General features: G+C 67.8%; 6 protein-coding genes. 5 read left to right on the top strand and 1 reads right to left on the bottom strand.

Annotation, left to right across the window (positions count from 1 at the left end; translation table 11 throughout):
- The first annotated feature begins 10 nt into the window (after positions 1–10).
- The 3 genes from FHR20_RS05070 (at position 11) to FHR20_RS05060 (ending at position 4,429) form a co-directional block, all read left to right on the top strand.
- A complete protein-coding gene (locus FHR20_RS05070) occupies positions 11–1,558 on the top strand; it encodes an amidase family protein (RefSeq protein ID WP_167299379.1) in 1,548 nt (515 codons plus the stop codon).
- Between the two features lie 183 nt (positions 1,559–1,741).
- On the top strand, positions 1,742–3,817 hold the full coding sequence (locus FHR20_RS23130) for a porin family protein (RefSeq protein WP_167298496.1): 2,076 nt from the start codon (positions 1,742–1,744) through the stop codon (positions 3,815–3,817).
- 195 nt (positions 3,818–4,012) lie between these two features.
- Positions 4,013–4,429 carry a hypothetical protein gene (locus FHR20_RS05060; protein ID WP_167298495.1) on the top strand — a complete coding sequence of 139 codons (417 nt, stop codon included), beginning with the start codon at positions 4,013–4,015 and terminating at the stop codon, positions 4,427–4,429.
- A 48-nt stretch (positions 4,430–4,477) separates the two neighbouring features.
- On the opposite strand, the gene FHR20_RS05055 is transcribed toward FHR20_RS05060, so the two are convergent.
- Positions 4,478–6,907, bottom strand: a complete 2,430-nt coding sequence (locus FHR20_RS05055) for a TonB-dependent receptor plug domain-containing protein (RefSeq protein ID WP_167298494.1) — start codon at positions 6,905–6,907, stop codon at positions 4,478–4,480.
- A gap of 525 nt (positions 6,908–7,432) precedes the next feature.
- On the opposite strand from FHR20_RS05055, the gene FHR20_RS23125 reads away from it, so the two are divergent.
- On the top strand, positions 7,433–8,251 hold the full coding sequence (locus tag FHR20_RS23125; protein WP_167298493.1) for a helix-turn-helix domain-containing protein: 819 nt from the start codon (positions 7,433–7,435) through the stop codon (positions 8,249–8,251).
- 164 nt (positions 8,252–8,415) lie between these two features.
- Positions 8,416–21,855 (top strand): beta strand repeat-containing protein, encoded by a 13,440-nt coding sequence (locus tag FHR20_RS05045; RefSeq protein ID WP_167298492.1) that lies wholly within the window; start codon positions 8,416–8,418, stop codon positions 21,853–21,855.
- Positions 21,856–21,857: the final 2 nt, after the last annotated feature.

The following is a 21,857-nucleotide window of genomic DNA, read 5'->3' as shown; positions in this document are numbered from 1 at the left end:
GAAGCCGATCATGGTGGATTGCAACGACCTCTCGTCCGCCGGCACGCGCCGCGACTTCCTGCAGCGGGCCGGCGCCATGGGCGTCGGCGCGTTGCTCCCCGGCGCTGCCCTGGTGGGGCCGGCTGCGGCGAGCGACCTCGCCGAGATGGACGCGACGGCGCTGGCCGAAGCGATCCGCACGCGCCGGATCCACCCGGTAGAGGCGCTGGACGCCGCCATCGCCCGCGCGGAAGCCGTGCTGCCCGACCTCAACTGCTTCAGCGAGAAACTCTACGAGCGCGCGCGCAAACAGGCGCTCGCCACGAAGCACTTCTCCGCGCCCTTCGCGGGCGTACCGTTCCTGGTCAAGGACGAAGAGGACCTTGCCAGGACGCACGTGCATTTCGGCTCGCGGCTCGACAAGGTCACACCGATCGCCAGGCAGGACGGCCCGATGGCCGCGGCGATCGGCCAGGCGGGATTCAACGCCTTTGCGCGAACGACGATGAGCGAGTTCGGGGCATTGCCCACCGTCGAGACGCTGGCCTACGGGATCACGCGCAACCCCTGGGCGCTCGACCATACGCCGGGCGGCTCGTCGGGCGGATCGGCGGCCGCCGTCGCCGCCGGCATCGTGCCGATGGCCCATGCGGCGGACGGCGCGGGCTCGATCCGCATTCCGGCGAGCAATTGCGGTCTGGTCGGCCTCAAGCCGTCGCGCGGGCGCGTGCCCGATGCGCCGGGCCATCTCGCCCAGCTCGACCTGACCGAGCCGCTATGCGTCTCGCGGACGGTACGCGATACCGCCAATTTCCTCGCGGCGGTCGAAATCCGCCGGGGTGGCATCTATCCGCCGGTGGGACGCGTCGAAGGGCCGTCGACCCGGCGGCTGCGCGTCGGGTTGCTGATCGGCGGTCTCAGCGGGGCATTGCCGGACAAGGAAGCGCTCCTGGCGCTCGATGCCACCTACAAGGTGCTGAGCGGCCTCGGCCATCCGGTCAAGGAAGTGAAATGGCCATTCGACACCAAGGCGTTCCTGGCCGATTTCACGCAAATCTACCTGCTCGAGGGCGCTCAGCTGAAACGCTATCTGCTCTCGGCCACCAAGCTCGATGCACAGCATCTCGCCGAGCTGATCGAACCCGCATCCGCGGCGATCGGCGCGATGGGGGACCTCATCCCGCCTGCCAGTGCCGACCAGGCGCTCGGGCGCGTGAACGGCTATGCCAAGGGATATTACAGTGCATTCGACAAGGTCGATGTCCTCATGTCCCCGGTCCTGCTCAAGCCGCCGGTGAAGATCGGCGAGATCAACGGCTCGCTGCCGCTCGACATGCTGGCCTCGCGGCTGAACGGCTATGCCGACTACACGATGGTGCAGAATGCATTCGGCGGACCGGCGATCAGCCTGCCAGTCCACTGGACCGCCGAAGGCCTGCCGATCGGCGTGCAGTTCGCGGGCCGGCTGGGCGACGAACGGACACTGCTGGAAATCGCCTTCGAGCTGGAACAGGCGGCACCCTGGGCCAGGCGGCGCCCACCGCTCTGGGCGCCGGCGCGCGTCGCATCGCGAACCTAGGGCACCTTCGGGAAGCCGCGAAACGGGCGTGGGCCGGGATGGCAGTTCGGCAGCCTGCCGGGCACGAGGAGGATGGCGCTTGCAATGCAGTTGCTAGTCTGCGCGCTTGCGGCCCTCGCGAACGGCGGGCAATCCGCTGGCCCCGTCCCCGTACAGGACCATGGAGCCCCGGCGGGACAGGAGGTGCCTGCCCCCCTGCCCCTGCCCCTGCCCCAGCACGACCAGATCGTGGTGACGGGACGCCGCGGAGCCGCGGACATGGCACCCGAGATCGAACTGAACGCAGAAGAGATCGACGCGCTGGGCGCCTATGATATCGGCGAAGTGATCCAGCGCACTATCCAGAGCAATGCGCTGGGAGACGATCCCGTCGTCATCGTCAACGGCCAGCGCGTCGCCAATCCCGGCGTCTTCTCCCGGTTTCCGTCGGATGCGCTGGTCCGGGTCGAAGTGCTGCCGCGCGGCGCGGGCGCGCAATATGGCGGCGATTCGTCGCGGCGGGTGCTCAACATCGTGCTGCAACGACGCTTCAAGAGCCGGGACGGCCAGTTCGACGCCAAGGCGCCCACCGCCGGCGGGATGTCGAGCCTGTCCGGAGATCTTCGCCAAGGCGCCATATCCGGCAACAGCACGACTCAATTCGGCATCCGCGCCGCACGGGACACCGCGCTGCTCGGCGCGGAACGATCGCAGTATCTGGAGGATCATCCCGGCTATGAGGCGGTCAGCCTTCGCCCTTCGGTACAGACCATGGACGCTAATCTGGCGCTGACCCGCGCCTTGGGGCGCTGGTCCTCGAGCCTCAACATCCAGGGTCAGGTACGAAGCGACCGCGCCATATCCCTGTCCGGCGACGGACCGATCGAAAGCCGGCACAGCACGCGCAACTTGCTGGTGATCGGCGGCCTGAGCGGTTCGCTCCTGGGCTGGTCCCTGCAGGCATCGCTGACCGGGCAGCTCTTGGCGAGCAGCCAGTCAGGCCTGGCAGACACGGCTTCCCGCCAGCAATCGCTGGCGACCGCCCTGTCGGCCAACCGCCCCGTATTGAACCTTCCCGCCGGACCGGTGACCGTCAACCTGACCATGCGGGCCTCCCTGTCCCGCACGTCCATCCTGGGCGCCGGGCCCAAACGCGCCTTTTCCGCCCGCGACCTCAACCTGGGCGGCACCGTGTCGCTTCCGCTCTGGCGCCCGCCCTCGCCCGGCAACGGTTCGGCGATCGCGCGGTTGCTGGGAAGCATGTCCGCGACGTTCGGCGGCACCCTGCGCCAGACGGACGCCGGACAAGGCAAGGGATTGAGCACCGGCCTGATCTGGATGCCCACGACCAAGCTGCGGCTGATCGGCAACTGGTCGACCTCGATCGACAGCGTACCCGATGCGCAGCGCTTTGCGCCGGCCTATTATGGCGCCCCGATCACGGTGTTCGACTTCGCCACCGGGGAATCGGCGCAGGTCCTGCCGATCCTGGGCGGCACACCGGATTTGCTTCCGCCGCGCTTCGACAGGATCGCGCTATCGGCATCGGCGGGCCCCTTCTCCCCCTGGAACCTGACCGGGAGCGTCAGCCTGCAACGATCGAATGCCGTCAATGGCATCGGCTCCCTGCCGGAAGTCACGCCCGAACTGGAGGCGGCATTCCCCGGGCGGTTCACGCGCGATGCCGGCGGACGGCTCACCACCATAGACCGGCGCCCGATCAATTTCCGCTCTACGCGTGCCGAGAGCCTGGCCTCGAACCTCAGCATCACCTTCCCGCTCGGCGGGGCAAAGCCGGGCACGCTGCGGATCGCGATCAACCACAATCTGCAATTGCGCAATCTCACCATGATCCATGCGGGCCTGCCGGAAATGGACCGGCTGGTTGGTGACGGCGGCGGCGTGCCGCGCCACCAGCTGGATGTGCAGATGGACGGGCGAGACGGGCCATGGGGCGTCAACCTGGCGGCGCGCTGGCGCAGTGCCTATCGCGTGCGGCGCGACACCGGCCGCGACGGCCCCGAGGATCTGCTGGTATCCGCGATCGGCACGGTGGATCTGAAATTCAGCTATGCGCTGGCACGCGCCATCCGACCGGGCCATGATGGCGCCACTCCACGCCGTGCCGCTGGCATGCAGTTCGGGCTGGATATCGACAATCTGTTCGATACGCGGCCCAGCGCCCGCCTGGGAAGGGGCAGCCCGGCGCCAGGCTATGGCCGGGACGACCAGGATCCGGTGGGCAGGACGATCCGCCTGACCGTCAGAAACCGTTTCTAGTGCATTCTGCCCTCAATCGGCGGAAAGCACAGGGCCGAGCGCAAATCGGTGCTGCATGCTGCAATTCCGGTCGTGCTGCTCCCATAAGCGTACGGGGCATCTTCTAAGAAACGCCATGTGGAAAGGCGAAAGGCCGCAGGAAAAGCCATAATGGATAGAGTGAACTCCAACTGGCGGTAGCCGGAGGCAGTGCGCATGAAGAAATTTTCGGAGGTAATTTTCATTTCCGCCGCCATCTCTGGCGTTATTCTACCGGATGCCAATGCATCCTTTCAGAAGTTTCATGGCGAATATGTTCCCATGTTTTGCGCATATGGCGAAGATGCCGGAGTTCGCCTGCGCACGGATCCATGTCGCAAGTATATCGGCATTGGTTATGGAAAAGATGACAAAGGTAGAAGGGTTTATACGTTCGAGTGGATAGGAAAAATCGGCAAGATCACCAGGTTTGCCGGAGTAGGAGGAGAAGCTGTGACTTGGTGGGTTGGCAGTTTGAATGGAAAGAAGGCGGTCGGCCATTCTCTGAACAGGGCTCATGTCGTCTTCACTACCCTGGTCGGTAGTCAGGAATTCGAAGCATGGGGAGAAGCCATGGAGCATGGCCAATATTGAGAGATATGCGAGACTCCAGGGATTTCGCGCTGCGAACGGGGAAATGCATCAACGGCCGCCGAAGCGCCTGGACAAGGTGACGGCGACGGTCCGGGGATTGGGCGGGTTGTTGTACGGATCATAGCCCACTACCCCGTCGACGATCCGCGGCTGAGCCTGGTCGAACACATTGGCGACGACGAGCTGGAGCGCGCTGTCGCGCAGCCAGGATGCGCGCGACAGGCGGCCAAGGTCGAAGCTGGCGAACAGCGAGGCGGTCGTGAAGGATCCGACCCGGCGGCGCGGCTGGCCGGCACGATCGTCGACGAAGCCGTCGACATAGTTGATCATCGAGCCGATCGAGAAACCGTCGCGGCCCCAGGCGATGGTCCCGTTGAAGCGCAGGTCGGCCGGCTTGGCATAGCCGTCGAGCCGCGAGATCGCAGTCGCGCCGCCTGCGTTCAGCGCGAGGTTGAGGATATACTGGCCGGACAGGGTGAACGCGGCGGTTCCTCCGAACAGCCGGGTCTTGTAATCCAGATCCAGGTCGATGCCGTCGGTGGATTCGACGGCGAAGTTCTGCGAGCGGATGTCCGCGATCAGCTGGATCTGCGACAGCAGGCTCGCCGGCACCTGGCCCGCATTGTCGAAGAAGGTCAGTTCGCCGCCATTATAGCCCGGCACCTCGGCAAAGCGCCGGAAGACATCCGGGTTCCGCAGCACCGCCTGCAGCTGCGCCATATTCGGATTCCTGGTGTTGAAGATCTGGAGGTCGGCAACGGACAGGCTGTCATCGGGCGCGGGCGTGCCCACCCGGCCGGTGATCTTGATGCGGTAATAATCCGCCTTGATCGTCAGGCCCGGGATAAGGGCCGGCGTGAGATCGGCGCCGATCGTGAAGGTGTCGGCATTCTGTGTCTTGAGCGCGGGATTGGCGCCGGCGCGATACATCACCAGCGTCTGGCCGGCCGGAAGCGCCGGGTTCTGCAATGCGGGATCGAGGAACTTGTAGGGATAGAGCCCGATCGAAACCTGCTCGGCAATGCCGATCGTGCTGCGGAAGCGCGGCACGAGGAACGAGCGCGCATAGGTCCCGCGCAGGGCGATCGAGCGATCGACCTGCCAGCGCAACCCGAGCTTGGGCGAGAAGGCGGTGTCGAAACCCAGATCCTCGAAGCGGCCGGCTGCCGACAAGGTCAGCGAACGGACCAGCGGGACCGCCTGATCGACACCGACCAGCGGCACGTTGACCTCACCGAACACCGACCTGGTCCTTCGCGAACCGCCGCTTCGGTTGAAGAAGATCCTCGCATCGGTCCAGAGCGTCTCGGCGCGATATTGCGCACCGGCAGCCGCGATTACCGGGCCCGCGGGCAGCCGGAACAGCTCGGCTTGCCCGTGCAGTTCCGCGACGAACAGCGTGTTCGAATAATTGCGGAAGCTGGGCCTGCCGGTGACGCGGCGTGAATCGCTGCCGGTGTCGTTGCGGCCATAATCGACATAGAGGTCGATGGCCGTCCGCCCGCGCCCCTGCCAGTGCAGATTGTTGTAGAAGGAATAGCCCGAGGTGCCGGTATGGAAGCGCCGATTGTACTGGGGTTCGTCCAGGTAGCGCTGCTGCGACCTGCGCTCACGCTCGAAATAGGAAGCGTCGAGCGAATAGGTGAAATCGCCGAAGGACTGCTGGCCGCCGGCATAGAAGCCGGTGAGCAGTTCGTCGGGCAACGCGTCGATCTGGAGATACTCGTTCGACACGCGGACAGGATCGCGCGTGTAGGGCGCGCGCTTCTGGTACATCGCCATGCCGTAGATCGAACCGCTGTTCCAGCTATGCCCGGCGAGCGCGCTGACCTGGAGGCTGGTCTTGCCGGTCTCGGTCGCCATCGCGTTGCGAATTTCGACCTCGAGGCCCTGCCTGGGCTTGCGCGTGACGATATTGACCACGCCGGCGACCGCATCGGCGCCATAGGTGGCGGAAGCGCCATCCGGAATGATGTCGATCCGCTCGATGAGCATCGAGGGCAGCACGGAGACGGTCGGCGCTTCGGTCATGCCGACCGACGGCATGCGCCGGCCATTGAGCAGCGTCAGCGTCGCATCCGAGGCGAGCCCGCGCAGGGCAAAGCCGGCAAAGCCGTCGAACTGGTTGTAGGTCGTCCCATCGCCGAGCGGGCTGCCGATACCGGCGCCGGTGGTCGCGAATTCGCTCAGATCGCCGGTGAAGTTCTGCGGGATGGTCAGCAGGAACTCGGCGGTCGAACCAGCGCCCGATCGGTCGATATCGATTCGGTCGCGCGTGAAGACCGGGCTGGCCATATATTCCCGCGGCAGGCCCCGGATCAGCGAGCCGGTCACGACGATGGCACCGGCTTCGGACTCCGCCCCGCCATCACCATGTGCCGCCGGGCGATCCTGGCGTGCTCCCCGCTGCGGCGCTTCGTCATTCCTGGCTTCCTGCGCAAGGGCAGGCTGGCAAACGCACGCCAGAGACGCCGCCAAGACGCCCATCCCAGATAAGTTCACGGAGCCCCCTTCAATGATATGTTGCATCATATCCTTCCGGCTTCGTATTTTTGCGGCGACGGCGTGTCAACCACTCGCAGGCAGCGGCACGCCCGCACCGCCTTCTGTCCGCGCATTCGGCGTGATCCTCGCCGGCCGCCGATGTCGCGGCGCGCTGCGCCATCGACCATGATCGGAGCCGGGGCCGCAGTTCGATGGCCGGCGGCATCCCTTGCGGACGAAGATTAATTCTTGTTAATATTCGTGCCGCTTCAGGGCACATGCACAGAATCTGCGTGCAGCCGAATCTTCCCACCTTTAATGTGAATGGCTTAAATGCCGGGAATCGAATGGAAACCTGGAAGCAAAGCAACTCCGGAGCGTGATTTGGCATCACATCCCGTCCATGTTTACCGTTACACGACCGCAGATATTGCCCCCAGCGAGCGCTTTGACGCGTGGGAGAGTCACTGGCCGAATGCCGGCCCGCTCTTCAGCACCGAACCCCTGGAAGCGTTCCGCGTGTCGAGCGAGTTCGTACGGCTGGGCGAGATCGGTTTCATGTACACCGACATCTCCTCGCAACGCTGGAAACGCGACAGGCGGCTCGTCGATATCGGGCGGAACACGATAGCGGTCGCCGTGAACCTGGACGGCAAGGCAGCCGGCATCGCGGGCAGGAACGACTGGGTGCAGATGCCGGGCGCCGCGGTGCTCGTCGACCATGGCCAGACCTCGCTCCACGATTCCGCCGGCGGACGCAGCATCGGCTTTTCCGTGCCACGCCACCTGGCGACCGAAGCGGGACTGGATGCCGCCAGCCTGCACGGCATGGTGCTGAGCCCGGCGGAAAGCGCCATGCTCGCCTCGCACATGCTTCAGGTGCGCGAGGCCCTGCCCCGCTTCGGCGAGGAAGATGCCCCCCGGCTCGGCCGATCGATGCTCGACGTGCTGATGCTGACGCTGAAGGGCGCCAATCGCAGCGAAGCCCCGGGCTTCCGCGAGGACCCCGCCACGCTGCTGCTGCGCACCCGCAAGGAGATCCAGGAGCATCTCGGCTCGCCCAGCCTGACGATCGCCAATCTCTGCCGCAAGCTGGGCGTGTCGCGCAGCACCTTGCACCGGCTGTTCGAGGAGAGCGGCGGCGTGCAGGCCCATATCCGCGACATGCGGCTGGAAGCGGCGCGCCAGGCGTTGCTCAACCCCGAAAATCCCGAGCGGATCGGCGATATCGCCGAGCGGCTCGGCTTCAGCGACGCCGCACATCTGAGCCGGCTGTTCAAGGCCCGCTTCGGCGAGACTCCCAGCGATTGCCGCGCGCGGAGCATCCTGAACCGCTGATGTCCCAAAGCGGGACCCGTGTCGCCGTGCGACATCGATCCAAATCGGTGAGACGGGCGTTCAACAGCAAAATCCCCACCCGGGCCTAAGGAATTCCCCCTGTCTGCCGTGCGTCCCGAATGAGTCGGGGGCGCACGGTCCTTAGGATTTCGGGGGCTTCTGAAATGATCGATCGTGGCAATGGCGCGCGTGCGTCCAAGGCGGTTTCCGTGCGCGTGGGCCGCGAGGCGCTGTTGCGCAAGGCACTGCTCGGTTCAACGGCGCTGATCGGCATCGCGCTCGCCACGCCGGCGCTGGCCCAGTCGACCAACCCCGTGGGCGGCGGCACGATCTCCGGCACGGGCTCCTATACCGATGTTACCGGTGCCGGCGGTGGCGTGCAGGTGACCAACACGCAGAACTCCGGCGTCACCCTGTCCGGCGTCACCATCAACAACACCACCGGAGACCCGACCGGCATCGCCTATCAGCAGATCGCCGGCAACGGCCAGAGCGCGGTGCTCTTCACCAGCGGCGCGAACGCGCTCTCGAGCAACCAGAACGGCGCGGCCATCGGCATGACGGCCGCCAACGGCAACCTTACCTGGGCCATCGGCCAGTTCGATGCCGCCTCGACCACCGACCTCACCGCCACCTATGGCGCCTATCTGATCGCCACCGGCTTCGTGAACGTCGTCGATTTCGGCACCGTCACCAGCCTGCGCAGCGTCACCGCCGACGGGGCCGGCGGGGCGGGCATCTACGCCAGCTCCAGCGGTTCCTCGGTGACCTTGTCGCTGAAGGCGCCGGTCATCTCGGGCTTCTCCACCGGCATCGCCGCGATCTCGGCCACGGGCGCCAACGTCACCACCACCGGCGGCTCGATCAGTACCCCTGCCAGCGGTACCGGGATCAGCGCGACCGCAAGCAGCGCGGGGGGCGCCGTCACGGTCAGTTCGGGTTCGGCGATCAGCACCAGCGGCGCCGGCATCGGCATCAACGCCTCGTCGAACAACGCCGCCACCAGCGTGACCACCACTCCGGGCGGCACGATCAATGGCGGCAGCGTCGGCATCCAGGTGAATGCCGCCCTGACCGGCCAGACCAGCACCGTGACGGTAGGCGCCGCAATCGGCAACGCGACGCGCCCGAGTTCGGGCGTGGTGTTCCAGGGCACCGGCGTGGTCGGCGGCACCAACACCGCCAACGCCAACGCCAATATCAGCAGCGGCACGGGCTTTGCCGCGATCGGTTCGAACACCATAAACACGGATCTCGCGGTGAACGTGGCGTCGGGCGTCAGCGTCACCTCGCAGGGCTCCTTCGCGATCCGGGCCGGCCGCGACATCACCCTGGTCAACAACGGCACGGTCAACGCGACCAGCGGCGCCGGAACCGGCGTAAGCAATTCCCAGGCGCCCTCCACTCTCAGCGTGACCAACAACGGCGCGATGAGCGCCGGCAAGACCGTGGTGGACGGACAGGGAACCACCAACGTCACCAACGCCGGCACGATCACCGCGACCAACTCCATGGCGATCTATTCGGGCCGTGGCGGCACGATCGCCAACAATGCCGGCGCCACCATCACCGGTGGTGCCAACGCCACTACCGGCTGGGCGATCCGCTTCGACAGCAGCACCTTCTCGACCGGCCAGACGGTCACCAACAACGGCACCATCACCGGCGGCGGCGCAGGTGCGATCCGGCTCGACGCCACCACCGCCTCGTTGTTCAACCTCAATGCCGGATCGACCACGAACGGCCTGATCCAGATCACCGGCAGCGGCGCGACCACCACCAATCTCGGCGGCACGCTGAACGGCAACTACGACGCCAGCGCCGCCACCGGCGCCCAGAACTTCACGCTCGGCGCGACCGGTGCGATGCAGGGCGCGACCTTCGGCTCGGGCAACGACACCTTCACCTGGGGCGGCGGCACCATCGGCGGCACCGTCGATGCCGGCACGGGCACGGACACCTTCGCGGTCGATATCGGTTCCTTGACCAGCCGGACGATCGATCAGAGCAGCTTCTTCGCCAACATCGTCAATTTCGACGCCTACAACCTCGTCACCGGCAACCTGACGCTCACCGGCAGCCGCGACGGCGGCCCGGGCTGGACGGTGGCGGGCGGCAATGCGACGACGCTCATCGTCAACGGCGCGCTGACCAATGTCGCGGGCAACGCGGTCACGCTCACCACCGCCGACCTGATGGTCGTCCAGTCGGGCGCGCAGCTGAGCGCGACCGGCGACGTCATCTACTCGCTCGCGACCGGCAACAACATCCAGAACAGCGGCACGATCATGTCGGGCACCGGCGCTTCCTCCGGCATCGCGATCGGCAGCGGCACGGTCGATAACTATGGCCTGATCACCTATGCCGCCGGCGGCTCGATCGCGACCCAGGGCAACGGCGTCCTCGCCAGCTCCAACCAGCTCAGCCTCACCAACTATGCCGGCGCGAGCCTCTATGGCCGCTGGGACGGCGTGCGCGCGAACAATGGCGCCCATATCGTCAATGGCGGCCTGATCCAGGGCGACCGCTTCGCCGGCATCGAGATCAGCGGCCCCGGCGTCGTCTTCAACAATGCCACCGGCCGCATCTATGGCGCGACGAGCGAAGGTGCGGGCGTGCTGATCAACAGCGGCGCCGCCAGCGTGACCAACGCATCCGGCGGCCAGATCGTCGGCGCGGGCTATGCCGGCATCTACAATGGCGGCACCGGCCTGCTGAGCGTCAGCAACGCGGGCACGATCGCCACCGGCACGCTCAATGGCGCGAACAACTATGTCCAGGGCGGCACCACCACGGCGATCCGCAGCGCCAGCGCCAACATCACCAATACCGGCCTGATCGAAGGCGCGTCCGGCGGCATCCAGACCAGCGGCGCCCTCACCCTGGTCAACACCGGCATGATCCGCGGGGCCGGCACCGGTTCGCTCAATCTCGATGCCGTCTATGTCGGCGGCGTGGCGAACATCCTGAACGCCGGCACGATCAGCGAGGGCAGCGGCGCGGCCATTCATGCCAATGGCGGCGGCACGATCACCAATGCGGTGGGTGCCGCGCTGGGCGGCGGCAACAACCCCGGCTCCGGCGCCGCCGTCTTCCTGAACGGCGGCACGTTCAACAATTATGGCCAGGCAGGCAGCGGGACCGGCGCTACCGCAATCACCGGCAATGCCGGCGGCACGATCAACCTGTTCGCCGGCTCGGCTTCGGGCAGCATCACCGGCGGCGCCGGAAACGACACGCTGGCGATCTACAACGGCCAGATCAATGCAAGTGCGGTGACGCAGGGCTACACCGACGCAGTGAGCGGCGCGACGGGCAACGTGACGTTGCAGAACAGCGGCACGCTGGCGGCCGCAACCTTCGGCGCGATCGACCTCGGCGGCGGCAACAACACGCTGCAGCTGCGCGGCACCGGCACCGGCGCGCAGGCAGGCAGCTTCTCGCTCGCCACCTCGACCGGCGCGGGGACCGTCACCAAGCTCGACAGCGGCACCTGGACCCTCACCGGCGTGGCAGCGGTGCCCGGCATCACCGTCAACGCCAATGGCGGCACGCTGAACTTCCAGGGCACCAGCGGCGTCGGCACGATCAACGTCAATGGCGGCATCCTGCGCGCCAATGGCTCCGGCGCGTTGGGCAGCGCGGCCGTCCACATGCTCACGTCGAACGTGCAGTTCGCCGCATCCGGCGTCTATGCGAACACCTTCGTGCTCGACATTCCCGCGGTGCTGAACGGCCAGCCGGTCATGTTCGAGAACCTGTTCGGCGGCAATGCCATCCTGAGCGGCAACATCACCTCGGGCAGCGGCACCAACGCCGCCGGCCAGGCGATCGGTACCTCGCAGGCCGTTACCTTCGCCGGCATCGGGGGCAGCCTGTTCAGCCTGACCGGCACCAATGGCTGGACCGGCACCACGACGATCAATTCGGGCGTGACGGCGCGGGGCTCGACCACTGCGATCTCGGGCAGCGACATCGTCAGCAACGGCACGGTCGCCTATGCCCAGTCGGGCAGCAGCTCGAGCGGCACGGTGATCTCGGGCAGCGGCGCGCTGCGGCTGGAAAGCGGCCAGGTCACGCTGACCGGGTTCAACACCTATACCGGCGGCACGACCGTCGCCGGCGGCCGCCTGCAGGTGGGCGACGGCACCACCAATGGCCGCATCACCGGCGCCATCACCGTCGATTCTGGCGCGACGCTGGTCTTCAGCCGCAACGACAATTACGACTTCGCCAGCGCGATCAGCGGCGCGGGCGACCTCCAGGCGCTCGGCACCCTCTCGCTGAGCGGCCCGATCACCAACACCGGCGCATTCAACGTCAATTCGGCCACCGGCGGCACGATCACGCTCAGCGGCGCGCGCAGCGGCGCGTATAGCGGCGGCGCCAATGCCGCCGCAGTCACCCTGGGCAGCGCCAACAACATCCTGCGCGTCGTCCAGAGCGGCACGATCGCGGGCGGCCAGTATCTTGGCGTCTATCTCGGCGGCACCGGGAACGGCGTCGACAATTTCGGCGCGATCAGCAACACCGGCACCGCCATCGACCAGGACTGGGGCGCGGCGATCGGCGTCGCGGCGACCAGCGGCACCTCGATCATCAACAACGGCTCGGCGAGCAACGCCACCGCGACGATCAGCGGCCGGAATAGCGGCATCAATCACCTCGGCTCGGACGGCGTGGTCGCCGCCGGCCAGCTGTCGGTCAACAATTACGGCCTGATCGCCAGCAACCTCTCCAACGCGATCGAGAACCAGGCCGGCTCGGGCAACCTCATCGTCACCAACTACGGCACCGGCAGGATCGTCGGCCAGGGCAATGCCGGCGGCACGAACGGCAACGGCATCTACGCGGTCGGCTCGGGCGCGCTCGGCCTCACCAATGCCGGCCTGATCGTCGGCCGCGTCAACGGCGTCCTCACCGGCAGCTCGGCCAGCATCACCAACAGCGGCACGATCGCGGCGGGCACGCTCTCGGGCGGCACCAGCGGCACGCTGGTCGCGGGCGGCGGCAACGGCATCCAGACGGTGGGCGGCACCATCACCAACCAGGCGGGCGGCGTGATCCGCGGTTCGTTCCTGGGCGGCAACGGCGACAATACCAACGCGATCACCTCGACCGCGGCGACCACCATCAGCAATTCCGGCCAGATCCTGGGCGTCGCGTACGGATCGACTTCGAACGTGCGCACCAACGGCGTCTATGTCTCGGGCGGCGGCGGCACGGTGACCAACTATGCCACCGGCCTGATCACCGGCGGCTGGGACGGCGTGTACGTCGCGGCGGGCGGCACGGTGACCAATTCGGGCACGATCGCCGGCTACCAATATTATGGCGTCGAGAACGCCAGCACCCTGACCAACAATGCCGGCGGCCGCCTCCTGGGCGTCGCCGGGGGCGCGTCGATGCTGGCGGGCGGCGCCGTCAACAACAGCGGGCTGATCGCGGCGGCGACCTACAACTCGGCAACCGACACCTACACTCCCAGCGCGGGCACCGGCCTGGTGCTCAGCTCGGGCAGCGTCTCCAACCAGTATAACGGCACGATCCGCGGCGCCTCCGGTATCACCGCGGCCGGCACGCTGAGCCTGGGCAACGGCGGCACCATCACCGCCACGACGAACGCAGGCGTGAACCTGCTGGGTATCGGCAACACCATCTACAACTCGGGCACGATCACCGGCGGCACCAATGCGACGCTGGGCTATGGCGTGCGCTTCGTCCCCGCCGCCGGGGGCACGCTCAACAACCAGTCGGGCGGGCTGATCAGCGGCACCGCCGGCGGCGTCTATTCGGGAAGCGCGAGCGTGTCCGTCGACAATGGCGGCACCATCGTCGGCACCGGCACCGGCAGCCGCGGCGTCTATCAGCAGTTCGGCAATGCCACCGTCACCAACCAGGCGAGCGGCGTGATCGTCGGCCAGGGCTGGGGCATCCAGGGCGGCGCCACCGCGAACATCAACAATGCCGGCTTCATCGGCGCGGGCACGCTCTCGGGCGGCACCACCGGCACCTTCACGGCGAACAGCACCGGCAGCGGCGTCGTCTTCAACGGCGGCTACCTCACCAACGGTGCCGGCGCGACGATCGTCGGCGGCAATTACGGCGTCTACTCGGGCGGCAGCACCGCGGTGAACATCCTCAACAGCGGCACCATCACCGGCGGCAACTATGCGATCTACCTGACCGGCGACAACGACAACACGATCAGCCTCTTTGCCGGCTCGGTAACCGATGGCGCGATCATGCTCGGCAACGGCAACGACACGGTCAACTGGTATGGCGGCAGCTTCGGCCATATCGAAGCCGGCACGATCGGCTTCGACAGGTTCAACGCCAGCGTCTCCAGCCCGACCACGCTCGACCTCGGCAAGCTCGGCAATTTCGAGCAGCTTTCCCTCAACGGCGGCGATCTGACGCTGAGCGGCGCGTCGGCGAGCATCGGCGGCTGGATCGTCAACGACGGCACGCTGACGCTCGACGGCACCGTCCAGATCGGAACCGACGGCACGGCCGTCACGCTGGCCAGCAGCGGCACGAGCCTGACCATCGCCGATGGCGGCACGGTGATCGGCAATCTCGGCAACGGCGTCTTCGCCCAGACCGGCACCGCCGTGACCAATGCCGGTCTGATCCGCTCGACCGACGCCAACTATAGCGGCGTCGCCCTGTTCGGCGGCACGCTCGGGAACCAGGCTCCCGGCCTGATCGTCGCCGAAGGCAATGGCGTCACCGCCTCGGCCAGCGCGAACACCATCGACAATGCCGGCATCATCGTCGGCCGCACCGGCGGCGTGATCGGCAGCGACGGCTATCAGACGCTGAACAACACCGGCGTCATCGCCGTCGGCACCGCGGCCAATACCGTCACCCAATATTGGCAGATCAACCAGGACTACAGCAACGGCGACGGCGTTCGGTTCACTGCCGGCGGCACGGTGATCAACACCGGCAGCGCCAACAATGGCGGTATCATCGTCGGCGGCGCCAACGGCCTGGTCATCACGGGCGGCGCGGCGACGATCGAGAACTCGGGCACCATCCAGGGCAACACCGGCTACGGCGTCTCGCTGGACACGGCGGCAGGCCAGACCTCGACGATCACCAACCATAGGAGCGGTTCGTTCGTCGGCGCCACGGGCGCGGTGCTGCTCTCCGGCGACGGCACGGTCAACATGACCAACGAGGTCGGCTCGGCGATGTATGGCAGCATCGTCTCGACCGGCAACGGCACGCGCAACATCGACCTGTCGGGCATCGTCTATGGCGACTACGACGCCAGGTCGAGCACCGGCACCAACAATGTCATCATGCGCTCCGGCCTGATCGCCAATGTGTACCTGGGAGACGGCGACGACAGCTTCACCTATTTCGGCGGCACGATCACCGGCATCGTCGATGGCGGCGCGGGCTATGACCGGCTGTTTGCCGATTTCGGTGCCGGGCAGAGCTACAATGTCAGCCTGGCCAACTTCATCAACTTCGACAGCATCGGCCTGGTCTCCGGCAACATGACCCTGACCGGACCGAGCAACGATCCCGGCCAGGCGATCCATGCCGGTATCGGCGGCATGCCTGCGGGCACGATCACCTTCGACGGCACGAGCGGCCTGACCGGCGACATCTATGTCAATGGCGGCGCGATCCGCGCGAACACCGCCGGCGCCTTCGGCAGCGGCACGATCCACATGATCGACCCGACCGCGACCTTCGGCGCCACCGGCAGCTATGCCAACAACATCTCGCTGGAAGTGGTCGCTCCGTCCTCGGCCAACCCGTCGACGCTGAACGCCGATGCGGGCGTGACCGCGACGCTGACCGGCGCGATCACCACCGGCACCGGCGCGGGCATCGATCCGAGCCAGGACCTGGTCATCGGCGGCCAGGGCACGATAGTCCTCACCAACACCGCCAACAGCTGGCTGGGCACCACCACGATCCAGTCGGGCGCGACGCTCCAGGGGGCGAGCGACACGATCTCGGGCTCCGCGATCGTCAACAACGGCACCCTCGCCTATCAGCAGGCCTATGGCGGCACCGTCTCGCAGAACATCACCGGCAACGGCCAGGTGCGCGTGGGCGGCCTGGCGGCTGGCAACACCCTCGCCTTCTCCGGCACCAACAGCTTCAACGGCTCGATCCTGATACAGGACGCGTCGCGAGTCGCGATCAGCGGCGCGACCGGCACGGGCGCCCATGTGAGCGTCGATCTGGGCGCGGACGCCAGCCGGCTCGATGTGACGGCGACGGGCAGCCTGACCAGCAGCAACACCGCAGTGACTGCCTATGGCGCGAACCAGAGCGTGCACAATCTCGGCTCGATCGCCAGCACCGGCAATGCGGCCGTGCAGCTGGGCGGCGCCAACGCGCTGCTCGACAATGACGGCACCATCGGCGGCACCCGCGGCGTCTATGGCAATGCCGCCAATATCCAGCTGATCAACGGCGCCCACGGCACGATCATCGGCAACACCAACAACGCGGTGTACCTCGCCCAGGGCGGCACGATCGACAATTCGGGCACGATCCAGTCGCTCAACGGCTACCCCGCCGTCTATGTCGGCAGCGGAGCGGCCACGATCACCAACAATGCCGGCGGCTTGATCGCCAGCAATGGCACTACCGTGGCAATGTACGACGCCGGCTCGAAGCTGACCAACGCGGGCACCGTGACGTCGCGCGACGAGACCGCTGTCTATCTGGGCGCGGGCGGCACGGTCATCAACTCGGGCGGCCTGACCGGCGGCACCGCCGGCTATGGCCTGTGGACCAGCGCGGGCGGCACCTTCACCAACCAGTCGGGCGGCACCATCACCGGCGGCCTCGGCGGCATGTATCTCGACGGCACGGGCGCGATCACGGTCAATCTCGACGCGGGCTCGACCACCGGCAAGATCTTCTCGGGCGGCTCCGGCGACCGCGTGATCAACATCTCGGGCACGCTCAACGGCGGCTATGCCGGCGGCGCGGGCAACGACAGGATCACGCTCGACACCAGCGCGATCGTGACCGGCGTGCTGGATGGCGGCTATGGGGGCAACGACACGCTGACGCTGACGGGCAGCGGCTCGGCAACGCTGGGCGATGTGATGAACATCGGAAGCGCCACCAAGTCGGGCAGCGGCACCTGGACCATCTCGGCCCCGACGAGCATGACCTCGTGGACGATCGTCGACGGCACGCTGCTGCTCTCCGGCGGCAATGCCATCGCCGACACGGCCATGGTGACGATGACCGGCGGCACGCTGCAGCTGGGCGCGTCGGAAGCGATCGGTAGCCTGTCGGGCACCGGCGCAGTGTCGCTTGGCGCCAACGGACTGACCCTGCTCGGCAACGGCACCACCTTCGCCGGCACGATCTCGGGCAGCGGCAACCTGCTGATCGGCGGCACTGCCACCCTGTCGGGCGCCAATGCCTATACCGGCCAGACCGTGGTGGCGGGCACGCTCACGCTCGGCGCTTCGAACGTGCTGGCCGACGGCTCGACTCTGGTCGTCCAGGCCGGAGGCACGGTCGATCTGGGCGCGAACAGCGACGCGGTGGCCATCGCCGCCATCGCCGGCACGCTGGCGGGTTCGGGCACGCTCACCGCCAGCGAATATGCGCTGACCGGCGCGACCGTGAACGCGAACCTCGGTGCGGGCACGGTGTTCAACCTGGGCGGCAGCTCCACCCTGAACGGCAATGCGGCAGGCCTGCTCGTCGTGCAGGCGGGCACGCTGGCGCTGAACGGCACCACGGGCGGCGACGTCGCCGTCAATGGCGGTACGCTGGCGCTCGGCGCGGCAAACCGCCTGGCCGACACCGCCAATGTCACCGTCGCATCGGGCGCGACGCTGGATATCGGCGCGTACAGCGACACGATCGGCGCCCTTGGCCTGAGCGGCACGCTGGCCGGCACCGGCACGCTCACCGCCAGCCAGTATCAGCTGACCGGCGCGACCGTGAACGCGAACCTCGGGGCAGGCACCGTGTTCAACCTGGGCGGCAGCTCCACCCTGAACGGCAATGCGGCAGGCCCGCTCGTCGTACAGGCGGGCACGCTGGCGCTGAACGGCACCACGGGCGGCGATGTCGCCGTCAATGGCGGCACGCTCGCGCTCGGCGCATCGAACCGCCTGGCCGACACCGCCAATGTCACCGTCGCATCGGGCGCGACGCTCGACCTCGGCGCGAACAGTGACACGGTGGGCGTCTTCGCGCTCGGCGGCACGCTGGCCGGCACCGGCACGCTCACCGCCGGCCAGTATCAGCTGACCGGCGCGACCGTGAACGCCAACCTCGGTGCGGGCACGGTGTTCAACCTGGGCGGCAGCTCGACCCTGAACGGCAATGCGGCAGGCCCGCTCGTCGTGCAGGCGGGCACGCTGGCGCTGAACGGCACCATGGGCGGCGACGTCGCCGTCAATGGCGGCACGCTGGCGCTCGGCGCATCGAACCGCCTGGCCGACACCGCCAATGTCACCGTCGCATCGGGCGCGACGCTCGACCTCGGCGCGAACAGCGACACGGTGGGCGTCTTCGCGCTCGGCGGCACGCTGGCCGGCACCGGCACGCTCACCGCCAGCCAGTACCAGCTGACCGGCGCGACCGTGAACGCCAATCTCGGGGCAGGCACCGTGTTCAACCTGGGCGGCAGCTCGACCCTGAACGGCAATGCGGCAGGCCCGCTGGTCGTGCAGGCGGGCACGCTGGCGCTGAACGGCACCACGGGCGGCGACGTCGCCGTCAATGGCGGTACGCTGGCGCTCGGCGCTGCAAATCGCCTGGCCGACACTGCCAATGTCACCGTCGCCTCGGGCGCGACGCTCGACCTCGGCGCGAACAGCGACACGGTGGGCGTCTTCGCGCTCGGCGGCACGCTGGCCGGCACCGGCACGCTCACCGCCAGCCAGTATCAGCTGACCGGCGCGACCGTGAACGCCAATCTCGGGGCAGGCACCGTGTTCAACCTGGGCGGCAGCTCGACCCTGAACGGCAATGCGGCAGGTCCGCTCGTCGTGCAGGCGGGCACGCTGGCGCTGAACGGCACCACAGGCGGCGATGTCGCCGTCAATGGTGGCACCTTGGCACTAGGCGCGGCAAATCGCCTGGCCGACACTGCCAATGTCACCGTCGCCTCGGGCGCGACGCTGGATATCGGCACGTACAGCGACACGATCGGCGCCCTTGGCCTGGGCGGCACGCTGGCCGGCACCGGCACGCTCACCGCCAGCCAGTATCAGCTGACCGGCGCGACCGTGAACGCCAACCTCGGTGCGGGCACCGTGTTCAACCTGGGCGGCGCCTCGACGCTCAACGGCAAGGTGGCCGGCGATATCGCGGTCCAGGGCGGCACGCTTACGCTCGGCACCTCGAACCGCATCGCCGACGCGGCGACCGTGCTGGTCAGCACCGGCGCCACGCTCGACCTCGGCGCGAACAGCGACACGGTGGGCGTCTTCGCGCTCGGCGGCACGCTGGCCGGCACCGGCACGCTCACCGCCGGCCAGTACCAGCTCACCGGCGCGACCGTGAACGCCAGCCTCGGCGCCGGCACGCTCTACAACATCGGCGGCACCTCGGTGCTGAACGGGACGGCGGCAGCGAACGCCGTCACCGTCCAGGCCGGCACGCTGCGCCTGGGGGCCAGCGACCGCCTGGCCGACGGCGCGACGATCGGAGTCGCCTCGGGCGCGGCCTTCGACCTGGCCAACTTCAACGAGACCGTCGCCGGCATCTCCGGCCCCGGCACCATCGCGCTGGGCACCGGCCGCCTGACCCTGGCGAGCGGCGCCAACTCGGCCTTTGGCGGCGCGATCACCGGATCGGGCTCGATCGACAAGCAAGGCATCGGCACGCTGACGCTGGCCGGCACCTTCGCCACCACCGGACGCTTCGATGTGACGGCGGGCACCCTCGCCTTCTCCGGCTCCACCCAGGGCGGCATGCGCGTCCAGGGCGGCACGCTGATCGGCGGCGGCACGCTGGCGGGCGCGCTGACGATCAGCTCGGGCACCTTCTCGCCGGGCGGTCTCGCCACCGGGGCGCTGGGCGCGATCAACCCGATCGGCAGCTTCACCGCGGGCAGCCTGACCGTCAGCGGCGGCACCCTGCTCTTCGACTTCGGCGGCACGAGCCTGAACTTCGCTTCGGACAGCATCAAGGTGAACGGCGCCGCCACGCTCACGGGCGGCACGGTTCAGGTCAACGCGCTGACCGCGGCGGCAAGCGACTATCGCTTCAACCAGCTCTACACCATCGTCCAGGCGAACGCCCTCACCGGCACCTTCGCCAACGGCTCGGTGTTCGCCACCGTGGCGAGCAACCCGAACCTGAAGTGGCGCCTGCGCTACGATCTGGTCGCCAACGCCGTCGTCCTTCAGGTCCAGAAGAACATGGAGTTCAACGACGGCGTGGCGGCGGGCGACACGAATAGGCTCGCAGTCGCCAATGCGCTCGGCAACTCCACCACCGGCAACGCCTCGGATCAGTGGGCGGCGACGCTCAACACGATCACTTCGCTCGACACCCGGCAGCGCGTCGCGGCGTTCGGGAGCTTCAGCGGCGAAGTCCTCGCCAATGTCTCGACCGCGACGATTTCGGCGAACAACCTGTTCACCGACCTGCTCCGCCGGCGCGTGGGCGATGGCAGCGATGCGCTGATCGGCGGCGGGTTCGCCGGCGCGAGCCTGGCCGATGTCCGCACCACCAGCACGGCGGGCAACGGCTTCGCCAGCGCACTCTCCGGCGCGACGCTGCCGGGCGCGGGCAATGACGATACGGGCAATGGCGGCGTCTGGGGCCAGGTCTATGGCGGCTATCAGAAGCTGCTGGGCGACAGCGTACATGCCGGCCTCGACACGACCGTGGCGGGCGTCGCCATGGGCGTGGAGACCCGGCTGGACGGCTTCACCGCGGGCATCGCCGGCGGCGTCGCCCAGATCGATGCGGATATGGACAGCCGCTCCTCGACGGTGAGCGGCAACCAGTATCAGCTGGGCGGCTATCTGAGCTACGATGCGGGCAGCGCTTTCGTCGCCGCTTCGGGCAGCTGGTATTCGAGCGACCTGAACAGCAAGCGCACGCTGGCCATCGGCACGACCACGGCGCTCGCCACCGGCGACATCCGCGCCACCGGCTATTCGGTGGGCATCTCCGGCGGCTTCCGCACCGAGTTCGCGAACGGCCTGCGCCTCGCCCTGATCGGCAGCGCAAGCAAGGTCCGCGACCAGCGCGACGGCTTCACCGAGAATGCCGCCGGCGGCCTGGGCCTGCAGATGGCGTCGGCCAACCGCGACCTGTTCACCGCGGGCGCGGAGCTGCGCCTTGGCGCCAGGGTGAAGGCCGGCGGGGGCACGGCGATGCCATGGGTCAGCATGGGCGTCCGCTACAATTCGGGCGATCTCGATACCGTCGGCGCCGTCCGCTTCTCGGGTGCGCCGAGCGGCACCGGTGGCTTCGGCGTGACCGGCGTGCGGATCGCCCCGGTGCTCGGCACGCTGGGCGTGGGCATCGATGCCCGGGCCAGCAAGAATGTCCGGCTGGGCATCGCGCTGGAAGGCTCGGCAGGCGAGAACACCCGCGAGGGCCGTGCATCGGTCCGCGTGAAGATCGGCTTCTGACG

The organism is Sphingomonas leidyi, assembly GCF_011761945.1.
Taxonomy (GTDB): Bacteria; Pseudomonadota; Alphaproteobacteria; order Sphingomonadales; family Sphingomonadaceae; genus Sphingomonas; species Sphingomonas leidyi.
This window is presented reverse-complemented; position numbering and strand designations above follow the sequence as displayed.